The following is an 18,037-nucleotide window of genomic DNA, read 5'->3' as shown; positions in this document are numbered from 1 at the left end:
AGTTTTCCTACCAGCGGCCTTCCGATCGCACGAAAATGCCGGAGTCGTCAGGTGGATCGGGGGAGATCACCCCGCGGTAGCAGCACCACGAAGGTCGCGCCGCCGCCCGGCGTCTGCTCGACCCGCACGGTGCCGCGGTGTGCCGCGACCAGCGCCGCCACGATCGACAAGCCGAGGCCGGTTCCCCCGCTGCCGCGGGTGCGCGAGGCATCGGCGCGGTAGAAGCGCTCGAAGACCAGGGTGGCGTCCTCGGGGGCTAGACCAGGGCCCGTGTCGGCTACCTCGAGCCGCACTTCGTCGTCGGCTGGGGTCAGCCGCACGGTGATCGCGGTGCCGTCCGGGGTGTGGACCCGGGCATTGCTGAGCAGGTTCGTCAGGACCTGGCGCAGGCGGTGGTCGTCGCCGAGGATTTCCAGGGTGCCGGTGCCGTCGGCGATGTCGAGGGTGATCGGGCGGTGGGTGCCCTCGGCGGCGGTGACCGCGCGGGCGCTGTGGACGGCGTCGCCTGCCAGGGCCAGCAGGTCCACCGGGCGCAGGTCGACGGGGCGTTGGGCGTCCAGGCGGGCCAGCATGAGTAGGTCCTCCACCAGCAGGCCCATGCGCTGGGCTTCGTGTTCGATGCGGTTCATGAAGGTGGCCGGGTCGCCGGTCGCGCCCTGACGGTAGAGCTCGGCGAAGCCACGGATGGTGGTGAGGGGGGTGCGCAGTTCGTGGCTGGCGTCGGCGACGAATCGCCGCATCCGCGACTCGGATTCGCGCGCGGCGGCCTCGGAGGCCTCGGTCGCGGCGAAGGCCTGCTGGATCTGGGTGAGCATGCTGTTGAGTGAGCGGGATAGCCGGTCGACCTCGGTGTCGTTGCCGCGCACCGGAACCCGGCGATGCAGCTGCCCCTCGGCGATGGCCGCCGCGGTCGCCTCCACCCTACGTAGCGGCCGCAGGCTGCCGCGCACCACGAAATAGGCGGCCACGGCCAGCGCGGTGAGCACCAGCGCGCCCACGATCAGTTGCACGACAACGAGATTGCGCACGGTGTCGATGTTCTCGGTGAGCGGCAGCGCCACCGTCGCCTGCGACACCGGCCCGCACACGGTCAGCACCCGCCACTGCTCGGTGGCGTCACCGGTCGAGCCCACGGTGACCGGCTCGGTCACCGGCGGATCGGGCAGTGCCGGTTTCGCGTCGGTGCCGAACACGTGGTCCAGCACCAAAGTGCGCGAGCCGTCGAGTGTCTCGGCGCGCAGGTAGTAGCGGCTCGGCGGCTGACCACTGGGGTTCTGCGGTGGTCCGGGCGGCGCGGGCAGGGTCATCCGGCGTTCCCATTCCATCGCCGCGTCGGTGAGCTGCTGGTCGGTGCGGTTCCGCAGGGAGTTGGCCATGGCGGTGGTCACCACGAAACCCGAAGCCACCAAACCGAATCCGGCCAGCAGCACCAGCATCAGCACCAGCGTCACCCGCAGCGGGATCGCCGCGAGCCGGGCACGCAGCGCGGCGCTCATTTCTCCCGCATCACGTAACCGACCCCGCGCAGGGTGTGGATCAACCGCTGCTCGGTATCGACCTTCTTGCGCAGGTACGACACATAGGTCTCCACCACGCCCACCTCACCACCGAAGTCGTAGCGCCACACGTGATCCAGGATGCGCGGCTTGCTCAGCACACTGCCCGCGTTGACCATGAAATAGCGCAGCAGCGTGAACTCGGTGGGGGACAGGGCCACCGGCTCGCCCGCCTTCCACACCTCGTGGGTGTCGTCGTCGAGTTCGATATCGGCGAAGCGCAGCCGGGTGCTCGCCTGTTCGGGCTTGGCCTGGCCCGCCCGGCGCAGGATCACCCGCAACCGGGCGACCACCTCCTCGAGGCTGAACGGCTTGGTGACATAGTCGTCGGCGCCCAGGGTGAGCCCGGTGATCTTGTCGTCCACGTCGTCGCGGGCGGTCAGGAACAGCACCGGCGCGTCGACGCCGTCGCTGCGCAGCCTGCGCAACAGCCCGAAGCCGTCCATCCCGGGCATCATCACGTCGACGATCAGCGCCTGCGGGCGGAAGGCGCGGGCCCGGTCCAGCGCCTCGGCGCCGTCGGCGGCCGTGGCCACCTCGAAGCCCTGGAAACGCAGACTCACCGACAGCAGTTCCACGATCATCGGTTCGTCGTCGACGACGAGCACCCGCGCCTCGGGTGCCTGCGGCACACCACTCATGCTGCCTCCATTCGGCATGCCCGGGCGGCCTGCGTGGTCACGCTGCGCTACCGCCTCCGGCCGCTGACCGTTCATGCCGCAATGCTCCACCACCCGGCTGGGAAGTGGCTGGACCGACGCTGTGAGGTCGCTGTGTGCCGTTCAGCGCCGCGTTTCGGGGTACACGTCCTCGTCGCTGAGCAGCGCGGCCCCGGCGACATTGCCCTGGGAGAGCGCGTCGAGGAAGGCGCGGGCCCAGCGCTCCACATCGTGGGTGAGCACCTGGCGGCGCATCGAGCGCATCCGGCGGCGGCGGGTGTCGCGTTCGTCGTCGAGGGCGCCGACGATGGCGTCCTTGACGCTGTCCAGGTCGTGCGGGTTGCACAGGTAGGACTGGCGCAGCTCGGCCGCGGCGCCGGTGAACTCGCTGAGCACCAGCGCGCCGTTGAGGTCGCTGTGGCAGGCCACGTACTCCTTGGCGACCAGGTTCATGCCGTCGCGCAGCGGCGTCACCAGCATGACGTCGGCGGCCACGAAGAACGCGATGAGCTCGTCGCGGGGGATCGGCCGGTGCAGGTAGTGCACCACCGGATAGCCCACCCGGGCGAACTCGCCGTTGATCCGGCCCACCTGGCGTTCGATGTCGCCGCGCATCTTGATGTAGCTCTGCACGCGCTCGCGGCTGGGCGTGGCCAGCTGCACCATCACCGTGTCGGCCGGGTCGATCCGGCCCTCCTGCAGCAGCTCCTGCAGCGCGTTGAGGCGGATGTCGATGCCCTTGGTGTAGTCGAGGCGGTCGACGCCGAGCATGATGTTCTTGGGATTGCCCAGCTCGGCGCGGATCTTGGCCGCCCGTTCGCGCACCGAGCGGCGCCGCGAGAGCTCGTCCAGATCGGCGGAGTCGATCGAGATCGGGAACGCGCCCACCCGCACCGTGCGGAAGCCCACTTGCACCACACCCAGCTTGGACCGCACGCCCACGGTGCCGCGCGAGGTCGGCTGACCGGCCAGCCTGCGGGCCAGGTAGAGGAAGTTCTGCGCGCCGCCGGGCAGGTGGAAACCGATCAGATCGGCCCCGAGCAGGCCCTCGATGATCTCGGTGCGCCACGGCATCTGCATGAACAGCTCGACCGGCGGGAACGGGATGTGCAGGAAGAAGCCGATGGTGAGATCGGGCCGCAGCATTCGCAGCATCTTGGGCACCAGCTGGAGCTGGTAGTCCTGCACCCAAACCGTGGCGCCCTCGGCCGCCACCTTCGCAGTCTCCTCGGCGAACCGGCGGTTGACCTCGACATAGGCCGCCCACCAGGACCGGTCGTAGACCGGCCGGACGATCACATCGTGATACAGCGGCCACAGCGTGCCGTTGGAGAACCCCTCGTAGTAGTCCTCGACCTCCTGCGCCGACAGCGGCACCGGATGCAGTTCGAGTCCGTCCTCGATGATCGGCTCGACCTCGACATCGGGCACCCCGGCCCAGCCGACCCACGCCCCCTTGTTGCTGCGCAGCACCGGCTCCAGGGCGGTGACCAGCCCGCCGGGGCTGCGCTTCCACCTGGTCGTGCCGTCGGGCAGGCGCTCGAGGTCGACCGGCAGCCGGTTGGCGACGACCACGAACCCCGAGCCCGATCCGCTCGGCGCGGGCGCGACGGCTTCGCTGTTCTCGGACGGACGGTCGTTGGACTGTTTATCGATCATCTGGTCCACTCACGCATCCTTTGCGCGTCGCAGGGTCCCGCTTTGAGATTGTGGTCGCCGGGTCGGCTCAGCTGGGGCCGATGCCGAGCATCGACAGCAGCATGCGGCACTCGTCGGCGTCGTCGGCGTATGCCGCGACGACGCGCTGCGCCTGGCGAGCGGTCTCGTCGGCCAGCGGCTCGAGCTCGTCGTCGGCGATGTCGTTGGCGCTGCTCTTCGCGGCCATAATGGTTCGTCCTCCCGGTTTTCAAACGCTTCGCGTGCGAGTAGTCAATACTATCGGGCCCCCGTGGACGGCCGATGAACTCCTGGTCCGATCACCCCGCCCCGGTGCCGTGTCGTGGTTGTCCCGTTACCGTGGGGTCGGACAGCTCAACTCCGCAGAGAGGTTTGTTTCATGCCACTGGCCACGGTCAACGGGATCGCGCTGAATTATCAGGTCAAGGGCGACCGTACCAAGGGCACCGATATCGCAGGTGGCGGTCCGCTGGTGGTGTTGATCATGGGCACCGGTTCGCCGGGCCGGGTGTGGGAACTGCACCAGGTGCCCGCGCTGGTCGCCGCCGGATACCGGGTCTGCACCTTCGACAACCGGGGCATCGCGCCCTCGCACGAGGCCGCCGGTGGCATGCGGATCGAGGAGCTGGTCGCCGACACCGCCGCGTTGATCGAGTTCCTCGGCGAGGGTCCGGCCCTGGTCGCGGGCACCTCGATGGGCGCCCGGGTGGCCCAGGAGCTGGCGCTGGCCCGGCCCGATCTGGTCCGCAAGGCGGTGTTCATGGCCGGTCACGGCCGCCTCGACCAGTTCCAGAAGACCCTCTCGGCCGGTGAGCAGGACCTCGACGCCGCGGGCGTGCAGCTGCCCGCCAAGTTCGAGGCCGCCCTCACCGCGGTGATGAACCTGTCCCCGGCGACGATGGCCGACACCAACGCCGCCCGCGACTGGCTCGACCTGTTCGAGTTCACCGGCGGCCCCGCCACCCCCGGCATCCGGGCGCAGCGGGCGATGGACCACGACTTCGACCGGGTGGCCGCCTACCGGGCGATCACCGTCCCGTGCTTGGCAATCGGCTTCGCCGATGACAGGATGATCCCGCCCTACCTGTCGCGTGAGGTCGCCGAGGCCATCCCCGGCGCCAGGTACCAGGAGATCCCCGACACCGGCCACTACGGCTACCTGGAGCGGCCCGAGGCGGTCAACAAGATCCTCCTCGACTTCTTCGCGGGCTGACACCGCGCACCGCGCGGAAACGGACACTGCCGAGGTAACCGCCCAGACGTAACGTCTCCCTTGCTAGGGTCGACACAACGCCCGGGGGTTCGCACCCGGTGCGATCCCGTACACAGCGCCAGTATCCAGTGAGGTGAAATTGAGCACCAACCCCTTCGACGACGAGGACGGCCGCTTCTTCGTTCTGGTCAACGATGAAGAGCAGCACTCCCTGTGGCCCGCGTTTGCGGAGGTCCCGGCGGGTTGGCGTGTCGTGTTCGGCGAAGAGAGCCGGGCCGCGTGCGTCGAGTACGTCGAGAAGAACTGGACCGATATGCGTCCCAAGAGCCTGCGCGACGCGATGGCCGCCGACGATGCGGCCCGCGCCCAGTCCTGAGCAGTAACTTCCGATACTGCGCCGGGACCGCACTCACCGAGCGCGTCGGCCGCGTGGCACTACCGATGCCCGCGGCCGCCGCGCCCGGTTATGATGGTCGCTGCCCTCCGGGGCCCAGCTAGAACCCGCCTCCTTAGCTCAGTGGTAGAGCACCGCTCTTGTAAAGCGAAGGTCGTCAGTTCAATCCTGACAGGGGGCTCTTCCAGGTCGAGCCTGTGGTCATTACCTGACCACAGGCTCGACCTGTCTGTGGGAGCGATTCCTCGCGTTGGACTGCTCCCGGTCGGGTTGCATCCGGTACCCGGGTACAGGCTTACCGTGGACATATGAGGATTTCACCAGGTCAGGGGGACTGGGTGCCTGCGGCGTGCACCCTGCCCACCGTGCAGCGGCCGGTGCGGGTCGCCGAGTTCGATCAGTTGTTCGCCGCTGTCCGGGGGTCGCGCCGACCCAGTCCGGTCCGGCTCGAGCTGGTTCTGGATCCCGAGGTCGAGCCTTTCGCCCGCGAGCTCGCGGCCAAGGAGACCAGCTGCTGCTCGTTCTTCACCTTCGACTTCGCGAGCACCGCCGACGGGCTTCTCATGGCTGTCGGCGTCCCCGAAGCGCAGGTCGAGGTGCTCGACGCCGTCGCCGCGCGCACCACGATCGGAGACCATCCATGACCGCCCTGCGCACCAGTCAGCTCGCCGCGGCACTACCCTGACGACCGTGAACACCGCCTGCCCGATCTGCGACAAACATCGCGGCGACGGCCCACTCGTCGGCCCGGTGATCTTCACCGATGACCTCGTGACGGTAAGCCATCGTCCGTTGACTCAGAACCCGCCACTACCGGGCTACCTGTTCGTTGAAACCACCCGCCACGCACCCACTTTCGCCGACCTCACCGACGACGAGGCCGCGGTCGTCGGCTGGGCCGCCCGCCGGGCGGCGTCCGCTCTGCGCGCCGAACTCGCGCCGGAATCGGTCTTCTCCGCGATCGCGGGCCGCAGCATCGCCCACTTCCACCAGCATATCTTCGCGCGCCCGGCGGGAACGCCGACCGAAACGTACTGGTTCGACGTCGACTCGTGGCCCGACGGCCCGCGTATCGACGACCAGGGCCTGGCTGACCTCGTCGCCCGCCTAGCGCGCCACTTCTGAACGAAGCCAGCGCCGGTCGCTAATTTCGTTGCGGCGCGAAACCGTTCCTGATGCCATAGCTCATGGCCTTCCACTTCCCGAACGACGTGCCCGTCCGCACCGACGGTGTGGTGACCCTCCGCGCGCACCGACCGGCCGACCTCGACGCCATGGTCGAACAGTGCCGTGACCCCGAAATGCTGCGCTACACCACCGTCCCGTCCCCGTACGGCCGCGCCGACGCCGAGGAATTCCTGACCCGCGTCGCCCGCGCCTGGGAATCGGACGACCCGACCGCGATCCGCACCTGGGCCATCAGCACCGAACACCGCGACCTCTGCGGCACCATCGACTACCGCCCCGACGGTTCCGGATCAGCGTCGCTCGGCTTCGGCCTCCACCCGGCTGCCCGTGGCGCGGGCCTGATGTCGCGCGCCGTCGCCCTGGTCCTCGACTACGCCTTCGCCGAGGACGTCGAGACCATGTACTGGCGCGCGGTCGTCGGCAACTGGGCGAGCCGGAAAACGGTATGGCACCAGGGTTTCCGCTTCGATGGCATCATCCCCGACATCATCGTCCAACGCGGCGAACCCACCGACGGCTGGACCGCCTCACTCCGCCGCGACGACCCGCGCTGGCCTTGCGAACCCTGGCCGGACACGGCGGATTGCTGACGGAGTGGCGCCGGCGGATCGGTACACTTGTGTCATGAATGTCGCCGAGTACGCCGAGCTCGCCGGGGTGTCCCCTCGGCGGGTTCGCGTGCTCGCGCGCTCGGGAGCGATACCGGCAGAGAAGGTGGGTGGCCGGTGGGTCATCACCGCGCCGCAGCCGGTTCGCCGCGCCCGGCGACGCCCGTTGTCGTACTCCTCGCAGCGCGCCTTGGCCCGCGCGCTGCATTCCCGATCGCTGAACGGCCTGACCGGCCAGATGCGGGCGCGGACGGCCGAGCGATTGCGGTTGTTGCGCACCGTGCAGGATCCGGCGGAGCTGCTGGTCGATTGGTGGGCCGGGCAACCGCCACCCGAATTGGACGGCGGGTCGAATCTGGTGGTGCATGCCATCGCGGGGAACAGCGACCGGGTGTGGGACGTGCTGCATCGTCCTCGCCAGGAATATCTGCGGTACCCGTCGACCCTCGCCCGGGTGGTCCGGGACGAACGCGCCATCCAGGCTTTGACCCGCACCGACCTCGCAGACCTCGCCGGAGTCGATGCTCGTCTGGTGGCGGATATCGAGCGCGCCACGACCCTGCGTGATCTCGTCGGCGTCCGGAAGGTGCTCCGCGCGTTGAACGTCGAGCCGACCGCCCTGCCCGCGATGGAGCTGCGATGACCGATGTCCTGCATGCCTGGCTGGAGGGTCGATACGCGGGTGTCTTCACCAAGCACGCATCGAGGCAGATCCGGTTCGAGTACAGCGACGACGCCCCGCCGGTTCCGATCTCGCTGTCCTTGCCGCGCGAAGGCGGCGCGACCCGGCGCGCGGCGGCCAATTTCCTGGACAATCTGCTGCCCGACAACACCGCCGCCCGGCACCGGATGGCTGCCGTGTACGGGGCCGAGTCGGTCGACACGTTCGATCTGCTGGCCGAGGCGGGCGGCGATGTCGCGGGTGGACTGGTGCTCACCGCAAGTGACCAGCCGCCGACGGCCGGTCCACTCCGGCTCGATCCGGCCACCGACGAGGACATCGCCGCACGCATTGCCGGAGTGAAGCGCTCGCCGGACCAATGGGCCGGCGCGGGTAACCCTGCCCGGTTCTCCCTGGCCGGCACGCAGGGAAAGTTCGCGCTCGCCGAGATCGGCGGCGAGTGGTATTGGTCGAATGCGACTGTGCCGTCGACGCACATCGTCAAGCCTGCCCGCCCCGACCTCCCCGGCCTCGAGGAAGCGGAAGCGATGGCACTCGCGCTGGCTGCGGCGGTCGGTGTCGGCGCACCAGAGGCCCGCGTGATGCAGGTGCTCGATCAGAGCGCCTACCTGGTCGAACGGTTCGATCGAGTGCGCACCGGTCAGATCTCGACCCGGGTGCATGCCGAAGACATCGCGCAGGCCATGGGCGCATCGCCGGAAGACAAATACAACATCTCGGCGCAGCAGGTGATCCGCCTGCTGCGCGAGCGTTCGGACGACGAGCTCGCCTACGGGTTCGTGCGCCAGCTCGCGGTGAACGTCTTCCTCGGCAACGCCGACGCGCATGCCAAGAACTATTCACTGCTGCTCCGGCCCGAGGCGGTTTCGCTCTCGCCGATGTACGACGTCGTGCCGGTGGGTCTGTATCCCGAATTCGACCAGCAGCTGGTGATGCGGATCGGCGGGGCGCGACGGTCGGCCGAGGTGACGACCGCGCACTGGCGAAAGCTCGCCGGAACGTCGGGTCTGGACGAAGCGCGGGTCGCCGGGATGGTGACGGCGCTGGCCGAATCCGTCCGCGACGCCGTGGCGGCCGACACGAGCGGAGTCCGGGAGCTGGTTCTGCACAACACAGACTCGTACTGACGACGGCCTAGTCGGCGATCGGCACCACACGATCACCGAGCCGCTGATCCATTCGACGGTGACGCGCGGTCCGAGCTGACCGGTGTCGATGCCGCCGACTCCGAGCCATCAGCCTTTGCGGGCCGAATCGACACCGCTGGAGAAGCTCGACAACGCGGCCATGATTTCCGGCTCACGGTAGCCAGTTCGGTAGCGGGCTTCCAGTGGGCCCAAGCCCGCCCATGCGACGCCGAGGAGGCGGGGCCACAGCTCGCAGATGTGCCCGGGAACATATCGAACCGCTTCCTCGCCTGCGCCGAGCGGCCGTTCGGGACGGGGCGGCACCCCCGGCAATGTCTCGGTGTCCCCGACAATCGAAGTCCTCACCCATGAGCCTGGGTCGAGAGCTCTGGGGAGCGACCGCACTACCCCGCACAGAAACCGATCGATGTCGTACGTCCAACCTCGCTCGGACATCAGCGGCCCGCGGAAGTTGGGAATCTCTTTCGTGACCTGTCGGATAATCTCGAAGGTCGGACCATCGATGACAACACTCGCACTGCTTCGCATTTGACGAGTCTCCCTGTCGCGTCCGCTGACGATGACGCGGTGCTCTCTACGCTGACGCGATCAGCGCGCCGTTGATCCATTGGAGGGCTCGGCCGACGGTGATACGGGGTCCGAGCAGTTGCGTTGTCAGCGACCAGTATCGGTGGGCTCGTTGGTCGGTGGTGTCGGTGCGCAGGTGTTGACGGAATCGCGGTGAATCGGGGATGCCCCTGGCGTCGGCGTGTGCGCGGACGAAGCGATCGAGTTCGGTTCCGTGGTAGGGACTTATCTCGTTGGTGATGCGGGTGACGACGTCGGCCATGATTTCGTCGATTGCGGTGTAGAGGTGGTGTGGGTTGCGCACCAATTCGGGTCGGGTGCGCCAGACGTAGCGCTTCAGTGCGTCGTGTGTGGTGGGTTCGACTGCGAGAGCGGTCAATTCGGCGTACGCGACGATGTCGTCGACGGACGGGTCGACGGGCGGTTCAGGGACATTCCAGGACACGTAGCGTTCGATTTCCTGCTGGGGAATCGGGGAGAGCACGCGCCGCCAGAAACGCACCAGGTGATCGTGTGCGGTGGTGCCGTCCTGGGCGGCGGCGAGCAGGATGAGTCGTGCGGTGCGCTCGGTCGCCGGTGCTGCGGTGACGGCCCGCAGGGCAGCGCGACGCCAGGCCAGCGAGGTGAATTCCGCATCGAGACAGGCGGTCTCGGCGGCGATCGCGTCGTCCAGTGACCGCTCGCCGCGCAGCACGCCGGTGATCGCGTCCAGGCCGAGGCCGAAGGTGCGGAGCCGCCGGATCGTCAGCACGCGTTCAGTGGCGGCGCCCGCCTCGAAAATCCGATGGCCGCCCGGGCTGCGGCGCGGTGCCAGAATTCCCTCGTCGCAATAGAACCGGATCGTGCGCACGGAAAGTCCGGTGCGGCGGGCCAGTTCGCCGATGGTTATGTATGTGTCGTCCGTCACAGTTCCTTGCACCTCCACCCGGGTGGAGCTTTTAGCGTACTGACCCATGGCAACTACCGAAGAACAGATCGTCGCGGGCATCGCCGAGATCGTGGAGGAGGTGACGGGTATCGAGGCCGACGAGGTGACGCTGGAGAAGTCCTTCATCGAGGACCTCGATATCGACTCGCTGTCGCTGGTGGAGATCGCCGTGCAGCTCGAGGACAAGTACAGCGTGAAGATCCCCGACGAGGACCTCTCCGCCCTGCGTACCGTCGGCGACGCGGTGGTCTACGTGCAGAAGATGGAGGCCGAACGGCCGCGACTCGCCGCCGAGATGGAAGCGAAATTCCGGGAAGGCCAAGACAATTGATCGCTGACCCGGCACTGGACCCGGCCGTGATCGAACTCGGCACCTTCTTCCCCCAACCGCCGGACTCCGTCTGGCCCGCACTGACCGACCCGGACCTACTGGCACGCTGGCTGTTCCGTCCGATCGGCCTCGTCGCGACCGTCGGCGCCCGCTTCCACTTCGCGATCCCCGAGCAGCCCGGCCAGGAGATCCACTGCGAAGTCCTGGCCGTGCACCCACACCACCAGCTGACCTACACCTGGCGCTACCTGCGCACCGACCACCCGGAACGCTGGACCATCGACTGGACGCTGCTCCCTCAGGGCCACGGCACCCGCCTGCTCCTCACCCAAACTGGCTTCGATATCACCGACCGCAGGCAGAAGATGCTGCGCAACGCGATGGAGCGGGGCTGGAAGCGTTCGCTGCTGCCGCGGTTGGGCGAGGTTATCCACCACTGAACCCGGCCCCTGTCAGGAATTGTGGATAGATCCTGACAGGGTTTCGCGTGATCAAGCGAGGGTGAGGATCCAGGAACCCAGGTAGTCCTGATCGACTCCTCACAGAATTCGTGAACTTCCAGGTAGGAGGGCGGAACCTGTTGTCCGGTCCGGGCATTCGAAGCTGAATACCTGGGTCAGCGCTCGTTGCGCGCCTTGAGGCGTTGGCTGAAGTTCTGGGCGCGGGTGGGGGAGATGACCGCGAAGAGCATCATCGCGAGTGGGAAGCCGAAGAGGGCGGTGGGGATCAACCAGACCAGGTCTTCGGCGGCGCGGAGGGGGCTGTGGTAGACGTACTGCTTGGCGCCGAGGGCAATCAGGCGTGGGCGGGCGGTGACGGTGTCACCCACGGAGGCGCCGTAGAGCCGGACCACTCTGTCGTCGGCGATTATCCGGCCCTCTCCCGCCTCACTCCGTCCGATACTCGAGCTCGATGACGAACCCTTGGTGACCAGCACCTGCGACGACTCGCCGTAGCCGAGCCAGTAGGCGAGCACATTGATCGGCTGGATCGCCGAGAACAGGGTCACTGAGGCGAGGCAGAGACTCAGCGCACCGGTGATCACGTAGGCCAGGACACGCTTACCCGGTGTCGCTGCGCTGGGCATACTTCTCCATCAGTCTTCGTCTGGTCGGGGCTGAATCGCGGGTCGTCGTCGCGCCTCGACCGGGGTGCGGCCGATCCGGTCCCTCGGGTCAGTCGGGGACGTTGGCTTCGTAGCCCAGGTCGCGGAGGGCGGACTTGATCTTGGTTTGGGCTTCGTCGAGGGATTCGGGGGTGGGGGCGGGGTCGGCGCCGGAGATGTCGAAGTCGCCCATGGTGTAGGCGGGGAAGACGTGGGTGTGCAGGTGGGGGACCTCGAGGCCGGCGATGAGGAGGCCGGCTCGGGGGGCGTCGAAGGCTCGGCGGACGGCGCGGCCGACCTTTTGGGCGACGCCGGTCATGCGGGCCATGAGTTCGGGGTCGATGTCCTGCCACTGGTCGAGTTCCGCGCGGGGGACGATGAGGGTGTGGCCCTGGGTGACGGGGGCGATGGTGAGGAAGCCGACGAACTCGTCGTCGGACCAGACGAACCGCCCGGGCAGCTGGCCTGCGATGATCGCGCTGAAAACGGATGCCATACGGGCGAGCCTAAAGGGTCGTCGGGGGCCGCGTCCGGGGAGCGCGGCCCTTGCCGGTCTCGGCGACGGTCTCGTAGGCTCCGCCGGAGATGAATGACATTCCGGCGGGGGCGTCGTGGGGGCGCGCGGGGCAGTGGGCGGTGGTGTGGCTCGCGCTCGGGTACGGGGTGGCCCCCGTGTTGCTCGTCGCGGTGTGGGCGGTGCAGCTGACCACCGTGACACTGCCGGTCGTGGGACAGCGGCCGTGGATCGTCGCGGGGACGGCGGTGGTGATGGCCGCGCCCGCGGTGGCGGCGGCATTGTGGTTGCGTGCCTCGGGGACGCGGCGCCGGGGCTGGTGGCCGGTCGTGGTCGCGGCGAGTGGGGCCGCGCAGGTGGCGTTCGGATCGCTGGTGCCGGGCGTGGCCGAGTTCCCCGACGGCGTCGGACCGTGGTTTCCGGCGGTGCCGATGGGGATCGTGCTCTGGCTGCTGGCGGTGCTGCTCGCCGTGGCGGCGGCGCGGGCGGCGCGGCGCTGAGTCAGATGGCGACGAAGTGCGACAGGATGCCCTGCACCTCGTAGATGTCGACCTGGCGGTTGAAGCGCTGCTTGAGCGGCTCCTGGCTGCTGCCGACCCAGATGTAGAGCTCGGCGTCGAGGTCGAAGGTGCCCGCGGTCTCCACCGCGAAGCGGGTGATCGAGCGGTAGGGGATGCTGTGGTAGCTCACCTTGCGGCCGGTGACGCCCTGCTTGTCGACCATGATCAGGCGGCGATTGGTGAACAGCATGGCATCGCGGACCAGCAGGAACGCCGAATACACTTGCTCGCCTTGACCGAACAGCTTCGCGTACTCCTGTTGCGCGGCAGCGGGGTCGACGCGCCCCGCGTTGCCCATCATTCCGTCGAGCAGTCCCATGATGGTGTCCCCTTCGCCCCGATGACTCTTGGCTCCATTGTGCTCGATTAATCTGTCTGCGTGCGCGTACTCGTCATCGGTTCCGGAGCCCGTGAACATGCCCTCGTCCTGGCGCTGCGCCGGGATCCCTCGGTGACGGCGGTGATCGCGGCCCCCGGCAACCCGGGCATCGGCCAGCACGCCGAGCTGCGCGCCGTCGACCCCTGCTCGGCCGAGGCCGTGGTGGCGCTGGCCACCGACGTGGCCGCCGACCTGGTGGTGATCGGTCCCGAGGTGCCGCTGGTGCTCGGCATCGCCGACGCGGTGCGCGCGGCGGGCTTCCCGGTGTTCGGCCCCTCGGCCGACGCCGCGCGGATCGAAGGCTCCAAGGCCTTCGCCAAGGACGTGATGGCCGCCGCGGGCGTGCGGACCGCGCACAGCGAGATCGTGGACAACCCCGCCGAGCTCGACGCCGCCCTGGACCGCTTCGGCCCGACCTGGGTGGTCAAGGACGACGGCCTGGCCGCGGGCAAGGGCGTGGTGGTGACCGCCGACCGCGCCGCCGCGCGCGAGCACGGCGCCGAACTGCTCGAGCAGGGACATCCGGTGCTGCTGGAATCGTTCCTGGACGGGCCGGAGGTGTCGCTGTTCTGCCTGGTCGACGGCGAGACCGTGGTGCCGCTGCTGCCCGCGCAGGACCACAAGCGCGTCGGCGACGGCGACTCCGGGCCCAACACCGGCGGCATGGGCGCCTACACGCCGCTGCCGTGGCTGCCCGCCGAGACGCTCACCGAGATCGTCGAGGACGTGGTGAAACCCGTCGCGGCCGAGCTGGTCCGCCGGGGCAGCGCGTTCTCCGGCCTGCTGTACGCGGGGCTGGCGATCGGGACCAACGGTCCGGCCGTGGTCGAATTCAACTGCCGTTTCGGCGATCCCGAGACCCAGGCGGTGCTGGCCCTGCTCGACAGTCCGTTCGCCGAGCTGCTGCACGCCACCGCCACCGGGCGCCTCGCCGAGGTCGACGCCCCGCGCTGGAAGGACGGCGCCGCGATCACCGTGGTGCTGGCCGCCGAGAACTACCCGGCCCGGCCGCGCACCGGCGATGTCATCAGCGGTGCCGAGGACAGCGCGCTCGAGGGCGAGACGCTGGTCATGCACGCGGGCACCGCGCTGCGTGAGGACAAGGCGCTGGTCTCCGCGGGTGGCCGCGTGCTGAACGTGGTCGGCGTGGGTGCCGACCTCGCCGAGGCCCGCGAGCGCGCCTACGCCCGGCTGGCGCAGATCAAGCTGCCCGGCAGCCACTTCCGCACCGATATCGGCGCCACCGAGGTCGTGGTGCCGGAGCGCGCGAAGTAGGACCCGCGCGACCCTAGGTCAGGCTCAGTCCGTGCAGGGCGAGCCAGGCCTGGGGGTCGACGTGCTGGCCGTTCTGGACTATCTCGAAGTGCAGGTGTGGGCCGGTGGAGTCGCCGCGGTTGCCGATGCGGGCGATTTGCATGCCAGCGGGGACGCGTTCGCCCGGCGAGACGATGAAGTCGTACATGTGGCCGTAGATGCTGATGGTGCCGTCGTCGTGCTTGATGCGGACCCACAGGCCGAAACCCTGGGCCGGGCCCGCCTCGATGACGGTCCCGTCGGCGACCGCGTAGATGGGGCTGCCGATGGGGGCGGCGATATCGATGCCGCGGTGCATGGTGCCCCAGCGGGAACCGAAACCCGAGGTGAACACGCCCTTGGCGGGCAGGCTGAAACCGCCGGTCGACGGGGTCGATCCGGGGACCAGCACGCCCGGCACCACCGGCGCGCGCTCACCCATCCACGGCTGCCACTCGCCCGAGGCCGCGGCCGCCGCCTCGGCCTTGGCGCGTTCGAGGGTGGCCAGGGTGGCCGCGGCGACGACGGCTGCCTCGCGGCGCTTCTCGCCCTTGGCGATGGCGGCCAGCATGCGCGCCGCCGACTGCGGGTTGGGTGGGACCTGCGGGGGATAGGCGATGGCGACGCGCTGGGCCTCGCCGGGCTGCGGCGGGTGCTGGGCGAGTCCGCCGCCGAGGTGCGCGTCGGCCGCGGCGAACACCGCGACGGCGGCGACCGCGGCGATCAGCACCCGTCGTTCGATCACGACCTCGCGCAGCTGCTCCGGATTCGGCCTGCGTGACCACAGCGCTTCGGCCGTGGCGCGGGGCCGCTGCCAGAACACCTTGCGGACTTCGCCGCTGCGCAGCTCACCGGCGACCTCGCCGACGATGGGGTACCTGGCGGCCCACGTGGAGAAGCGTTCCGTGACACCAGGTTTCGCCTGCTCGGTGCGCCAGTTCGCGGGGAGGAGGCGGCCGTTGACGAGGACGCGGCGCGGGCGGTCTACCGGGTCCTCGGGTTCGGACGGCGAGGTGTCAGCGCGTGCCGACCGACCAGCCCCATCCGCCGCGTTCGCGGGCCCGCGTCGGGTTCTCAGCAGCGGCTTCACCGGACCTCGCCGCCCCACGCCCACGCACTCACCGATGTCCGCATACTGCCCCCGCGCCCCGTCCCCGACGCGGCCGGACCGGCTGTGTCGGTGGCCGCGTGTTCGCTGTCGAAGCCATTGTGCCGACCATATCCGTGAACGCGCGCAATCGGGTGCTCTACCGTCTGTCGGGTGTCCAGAGAATCGCGCCGGTCGACCATCCCCCCTTTCTACGTGATGGATGTGTGGAAAGCGGCCGCCGAACGCGCCAGGTCGCACGGAGATGTGCTGGTCCTGGCCGCGGGGCAGCCCTCCACCCAGGCGCCAGCGCCGGTGTTGCGCGCCACCAGGGCCGCGATCGACCACGAGTTGCTCGGCTACACCGAGACCTTCGGCATCCTGCCGCTGCGCGAGGCCATCGCCGGGCACCACAGCGAGACCTACGGTTACGACGTGCACCCGGACGAGGTGGTGGTGACCACCGGGTCCTCCGGCGCGTTCACGCTGATCTTCCTGGCCGCCTTCGACGCGGGCGACACCGTGGTGGTGGCCCGGCCGGGCTACCCCGCCTACCGCAATACGCTGACGGCGCTGGGCTGTCGCGTCGTCGAACTCGACTGCGGCCCGCAGACCCGCTTCCAGCCGACCGTCGCCATGCTCGAGGCGCTGCCGGAACCGCCCGCGGGGCTCGTGGTCGCCAGCCCGGCCAACCCTACCGGCACCATGATCGACCCGGCCGAACTCGCCGCGCTGGCGCGCTGGTGCGAACAGCACGGCACGCTGCTGATCTCCGACGAGATCTACCACGGCATCACCTACGGCGCGAGCACGCCGACCTCCTCTGCCTGGGAGTTCTCCCGCGACGCGGTGGTGATCGGGTCGGTGTCGAAGTACTTCTCGATGACCGGCTGGCGGCTGGGCTGGATGCTGGCCCCGGCCGACCTGCGCCCGGCGCTGCAGCGGCTGGCCTCCAATATGACCGTGTGCCCGCCCGCGATCTCGCAGTATGCGGCGGTGCACGCCTTCGGCCCCGAGGCCAAGGACGAACTCGACGGGCACGTGCGCCGCTACGCCGCCAACCGCGCACTGCTGCTGGAGGGTCTGCCCACGCTCGGCATCACCGATCTGGCTCCCGCCGACGGCGCCTTCTACGCCTACGCCGATATCGGTCATCTGACCGACGACTCGCGTGCCTGGTGCGCGGAGGTGCTCGCCGCGACCGGCGTCGCGCTGGCGCCGGGGCTCGACTTCGACACCGTGCACGGGGACCGAACAGTCCGGTTCTCCTTCGCCGGTGCCACCGATGACATCGCCGCAGCGCTGGACCGGTTGGGACGCTTCCTGAAGGACTGACCAGTTCATCTGTCAACAGTGATGTGCGACAACAACTTTCCCTAGTACGAACACTTCGGTGCCACGATGCGGTAAAAATCAGTTATCCCGATTTCCCAGCGTTTCCCCGATGACGATTGCGCACGGTTGAACTGATGATGACTGGCACGATGGCACGGTGACCACCGCAACGACCCCCAAAGGCGAACGACGTCGCCAGGCACTGGTGGCGGCGGCGGCTGAACTCTTGCTCGAAGGCGGCTTCGATGCGGTGCGACATCGGTCGGTGGCGTCGCGGGCCGATCTTCCGCTCGCCTCGACCACCTACTACTTCGAGTCCCTGGAAGATCTGATCGCCCGCGCCGTCGAGTTCAGCGGCGCGATCGAGCTGGACGCGATGCGCCGCCGGGTCGGCGAGGTGAGCCACCGCCGACGCGGCGCTGAGGCGACCGTCGACCTGGTGCTCGACCTGCTCGTCGGCCCCGACGACAGCGACCTCGACGCCCGGGGCCAGCTGATCGCCCGCTACGAACGCTCCGTCGCCTCCGCCCGGCACCCCGAATTACGCGAGGTCCAGCTCCGACTACGCAGCCAGCTCGAAGACCTGCTCGCCGACGTGCTGCGCCGCTCCGACCGAGTGGTGCGCCCCGAGCAGTTACGCAGGCTGGTCGCCGTGGTCGACAGCGCGGTGGTGGGCGCGCTGATCGAAGGCCACGCCGAACCCCGCCGCCCCGCCAGGGCCGGTCTGCTGGAGATGATCGACATCGTCGCCCCACCCGTGGTCCCGAACCTGATGCCCCAGCAACCCGAGCGGGTGCGGCAACTAGACTGAGT

22 protein-coding genes and 1 tRNA gene are annotated in these 18,037 nt (G+C 69.1%); 14 read left to right on the top strand and 9 right to left on the bottom strand.

The genetic code is table 11. The features are described from left to right. Positions 1-47: 47 nt before the first annotated feature. The 4 genes from WA675_RS21535 to WA675_RS21520 form a co-directional block, all read right to left on the bottom strand. Positions 48-1,496, bottom strand: a complete 1,449-nt coding sequence (locus tag WA675_RS21535) for a HAMP domain-containing sensor histidine kinase (RefSeq protein WP_336086566.1) — start codon at positions 1,494-1,496, stop codon at positions 48-50. Next, positions 1,493-2,197 (bottom strand): response regulator transcription factor, encoded by a 705-nt coding sequence (locus tag WA675_RS21530; protein ID WP_336086564.1) that lies wholly within the window; start codon positions 2,195-2,197, stop codon positions 1,493-1,495. The genes WA675_RS21535 and WA675_RS21530 overlap by 4 nt, the downstream gene beginning before the upstream one ends. A gap of 141 nt (positions 2,198-2,338) precedes the next feature. Further along, entirely contained in the window at positions 2,339-3,874 is a 1,536-nt protein-coding gene (locus WA675_RS21525; protein WP_336086714.1) for an alpha,alpha-trehalose-phosphate synthase (UDP-forming), read from the bottom strand. 67 nt (positions 3,875-3,941) lie between these two features. Beyond that, positions 3,942-4,100: a hypothetical protein gene (locus WA675_RS21520; RefSeq protein WP_278264795.1), complete on the bottom strand. Its 159-nt coding sequence runs from the start codon at positions 4,098-4,100 to the stop codon at positions 3,942-3,944. 171 nt (positions 4,101-4,271) lie between these two features. On the opposite strand from WA675_RS21520, the gene WA675_RS21515 reads away from it, so the two are divergent. The 8 genes from WA675_RS21515 to WA675_RS21480 all read left to right on the top strand — a co-directional run bounded on the left by WA675_RS21515 (position 4,272) and on the right by WA675_RS21480 (position 9,104). Continuing rightward, positions 4,272-5,105, top strand: coding sequence for an alpha/beta fold hydrolase (locus WA675_RS21515; RefSeq protein ID WP_336086561.1), 834 nt, complete (start codon positions 4,272-4,274; stop codon positions 5,103-5,105). Positions 5,106-5,244: 139 nt separating this feature from the next. After that, positions 5,245-5,481 carry an MbtH family protein gene (locus WA675_RS21510; RefSeq protein WP_022565839.1) on the top strand — a complete coding sequence of 79 codons (237 nt, stop codon included), beginning with the start codon at positions 5,245-5,247 and terminating at the stop codon, positions 5,479-5,481. 127 nt (positions 5,482-5,608) lie between these two features. Beyond that, positions 5,609-5,680: transfer RNA gene (locus tag WA675_RS21505), tRNA-Thr, on the top strand. A gap of 127 nt (positions 5,681-5,807) precedes the next feature. Next, positions 5,808-6,143 (top strand): hypothetical protein, encoded by a 336-nt coding sequence (locus tag WA675_RS21500; RefSeq protein WP_336086560.1) that lies wholly within the window; start codon positions 5,808-5,810, stop codon positions 6,141-6,143. A gap of 46 nt (positions 6,144-6,189) precedes the next feature. Further along, complete coding sequence (locus WA675_RS21495; protein ID WP_336086558.1) at positions 6,190-6,624, top strand: HIT family protein; 435 nt, start codon at positions 6,190-6,192, stop codon at positions 6,622-6,624. Positions 6,625-6,686: 62 nt separating this feature from the next. Then, complete coding sequence (locus WA675_RS21490) at positions 6,687-7,277, top strand: GNAT family N-acetyltransferase (RefSeq protein ID WP_336086555.1); 591 nt, start codon at positions 6,687-6,689, stop codon at positions 7,275-7,277. 34 nt (positions 7,278-7,311) lie between these two features. Continuing rightward, on the top strand, positions 7,312-7,938 hold the full coding sequence (locus WA675_RS21485; RefSeq protein ID WP_336086554.1) for a helix-turn-helix domain-containing protein: 627 nt from the start codon (positions 7,312-7,314) through the stop codon (positions 7,936-7,938). Beyond that, the gene (locus tag WA675_RS21480) at positions 7,935-9,104 is read left to right on the top strand and encodes a HipA domain-containing protein (protein ID WP_336086551.1); all 1,170 of its coding nucleotides are present in this window, start codon (positions 7,935-7,937) and stop codon (positions 9,102-9,104) included. Before WA675_RS21485 ends, WA675_RS21480 begins: the two co-directional genes overlap by 4 nt. Positions 9,105-9,699: 595 nt before the next feature. Here WA675_RS21480 and WA675_RS21475 read toward each other — a convergent pair. Next, positions 9,700-10,647, bottom strand: a complete 948-nt coding sequence (locus tag WA675_RS21475; protein WP_336086549.1) for a MerR family DNA-binding transcriptional regulator — start codon at positions 10,645-10,647, stop codon at positions 9,700-9,702. Here WA675_RS21475 and acpM point away from each other — a divergent pair. Further along, positions 10,646-10,951, top strand: a complete 306-nt coding sequence (acpM, locus tag WA675_RS21470; RefSeq protein WP_336086547.1) for a meromycolate extension acyl carrier protein AcpM — start codon at positions 10,646-10,648, stop codon at positions 10,949-10,951. The genes WA675_RS21475 and acpM overlap by 2 nt on opposite strands. Next, entirely contained in the window at positions 10,948-11,391 is a 444-nt protein-coding gene (locus tag WA675_RS21465) for an SRPBCC family protein (protein ID WP_336086546.1), read from the top strand. The genes acpM and WA675_RS21465 overlap by 4 nt, the downstream gene beginning before the upstream one ends. Positions 11,392-11,567: 176 nt before the next feature. Here WA675_RS21465 and WA675_RS21460 read toward each other — a convergent pair whose 3' ends face one another. Both WA675_RS21460 and WA675_RS21455 read right to left on the bottom strand, forming a co-directional pair. Beyond that, positions 11,568-12,038: a hypothetical protein gene (locus tag WA675_RS21460; RefSeq protein ID WP_336086544.1), complete on the bottom strand. Its 471-nt coding sequence runs from the start codon at positions 12,036-12,038 to the stop codon at positions 11,568-11,570. Positions 12,039-12,126: 88 nt separating this feature from the next. Further along, positions 12,127-12,552, bottom strand: coding sequence for an HIT family protein (locus WA675_RS21455; protein ID WP_336086542.1), 426 nt, complete (start codon positions 12,550-12,552; stop codon positions 12,127-12,129). An 89-nt stretch (positions 12,553-12,641) separates the two neighbouring features. Here WA675_RS21455 and WA675_RS21450 point away from each other — a divergent pair, with 89 nt between their 5' ends. Continuing rightward, on the top strand, positions 12,642-13,070 hold the full coding sequence (locus WA675_RS21450) for a hypothetical protein (protein ID WP_336086540.1): 429 nt from the start codon (positions 12,642-12,644) through the stop codon (positions 13,068-13,070). A gap of 1 nt (position 13,071) precedes the next feature. Here the strand turns inward: WA675_RS21450 and WA675_RS21445 are convergent, their stop codons facing one another. Continuing rightward, positions 13,072-13,449 carry a PH domain-containing protein gene (locus WA675_RS21445; RefSeq protein WP_278264774.1) on the bottom strand — a complete coding sequence of 126 codons (378 nt, stop codon included), beginning with the start codon at positions 13,447-13,449 and terminating at the stop codon, positions 13,072-13,074. Between the two features lie 60 nt (positions 13,450-13,509). Here WA675_RS21445 and purD point away from each other — a divergent pair, with 60 nt between their 5' ends. After that, the gene (gene purD, locus WA675_RS21440; RefSeq protein ID WP_336086537.1) at positions 13,510-14,784 is read left to right on the top strand and encodes a phosphoribosylamine--glycine ligase; all 1,275 of its coding nucleotides are present in this window, start codon (positions 13,510-13,512) and stop codon (positions 14,782-14,784) included. A gap of 13 nt (positions 14,785-14,797) precedes the next feature. Here the strand turns inward: purD and WA675_RS21435 are convergent, their stop codons facing one another. Continuing rightward, positions 14,798-15,892 carry a M23 family metallopeptidase gene (locus WA675_RS21435; protein WP_336086536.1) on the bottom strand — a complete coding sequence of 365 codons (1,095 nt, stop codon included), beginning with the start codon at positions 15,890-15,892 and terminating at the stop codon, positions 14,798-14,800. A 171-nt stretch (positions 15,893-16,063) separates the two neighbouring features. Here WA675_RS21435 and WA675_RS21430 point away from each other — a divergent pair, with 171 nt between their 5' ends. Together WA675_RS21430 and WA675_RS21425 are read left to right on the top strand one after the other, a co-directional pair. After that, positions 16,064-17,224, top strand: coding sequence for a pyridoxal phosphate-dependent aminotransferase (locus WA675_RS21430; RefSeq protein ID WP_336086534.1), 1,161 nt, complete (start codon positions 16,064-16,066; stop codon positions 17,222-17,224). 157 nt (positions 17,225-17,381) lie between these two features. Next, complete coding sequence (locus WA675_RS21425; protein ID WP_336086532.1) at positions 17,382-18,035, top strand: TetR/AcrR family transcriptional regulator; 654 nt, start codon at positions 17,382-17,384, stop codon at positions 18,033-18,035. The last annotated feature ends 2 nt before the right edge of the window (positions 18,036-18,037 follow it).

It is taken from the genome of Nocardia sp. SSK8, assembly GCF_037034205.1.
Taxonomy (GTDB): Bacteria; Actinomycetota; Actinomycetes; order Mycobacteriales; family Mycobacteriaceae; genus Nocardia.
The sequence above is the reverse complement of the archived record's forward strand: the minus strand, read 5'-3'. Positions and strand labels throughout refer to the sequence as shown.

Bases quoted from the DNA above. Each gene is read 5' to 3' on its own strand.
- WA675_RS21535 (WP_336086566.1), bottom strand. From the start codon at position 1,496: ATGAGCGCCGCGCTGCGTGCCCGGCTCGCGGCGATCCCGCTGCGGGTG.
- WA675_RS21530 (WP_336086564.1), bottom strand. From the start codon at position 2,197: ATGAGTGGTGTGCCGCAGGCACCCGAGGCGCGGGTGCTCGTCGTCGAC.
- WA675_RS21525 (WP_336086714.1), bottom strand. From the start codon at position 3,874: ATGATCGATAAACAGTCCAACGACCGTCCGTCCGAGAACAGCGAAGCC.
- WA675_RS21520 (WP_278264795.1), bottom strand. From the start codon at position 4,100: ATGGCCGCGAAGAGCAGCGCCAACGACATCGCCGACGACGAGCTCGAG.
- WA675_RS21515 (WP_336086561.1), top strand. From the start codon at position 4,272: ATGCCACTGGCCACGGTCAACGGGATCGCGCTGAATTATCAGGTCAAG.
- WA675_RS21500 (WP_336086560.1), top strand. From the start codon at position 5,808: ATGAGGATTTCACCAGGTCAGGGGGACTGGGTGCCTGCGGCGTGCACC.
- WA675_RS21490 (WP_336086555.1), top strand. From the start codon at position 6,687: ATGGCCTTCCACTTCCCGAACGACGTGCCCGTCCGCACCGACGGTGTG.
- WA675_RS21485 (WP_336086554.1), top strand. From the start codon at position 7,312: ATGAATGTCGCCGAGTACGCCGAGCTCGCCGGGGTGTCCCCTCGGCGG.
- WA675_RS21480 (WP_336086551.1), top strand. From the start codon at position 7,935: ATGACCGATGTCCTGCATGCCTGGCTGGAGGGTCGATACGCGGGTGTC.
- acpM (WP_336086547.1), top strand. From the start codon at position 10,646: ATGGCAACTACCGAAGAACAGATCGTCGCGGGCATCGCCGAGATCGTG.
- WA675_RS21475 (WP_336086549.1), bottom strand. From the start codon at position 10,647: ATGGGTCAGTACGCTAAAAGCTCCACCCGGGTGGAGGTGCAAGGAACT.
- WA675_RS21460 (WP_336086544.1), bottom strand. From the start codon at position 12,038: ATGCCCAGCGCAGCGACACCGGGTAAGCGTGTCCTGGCCTACGTGATC.
- WA675_RS21455 (WP_336086542.1), bottom strand. From the start codon at position 12,552: ATGGCATCCGTTTTCAGCGCGATCATCGCAGGCCAGCTGCCCGGGCGG.
- WA675_RS21450 (WP_336086540.1), top strand. From the start codon at position 12,642: ATGAATGACATTCCGGCGGGGGCGTCGTGGGGGCGCGCGGGGCAGTGG.
- WA675_RS21445 (WP_278264774.1), bottom strand. From the start codon at position 13,449: ATGGGACTGCTCGACGGAATGATGGGCAACGCGGGGCGCGTCGACCCC.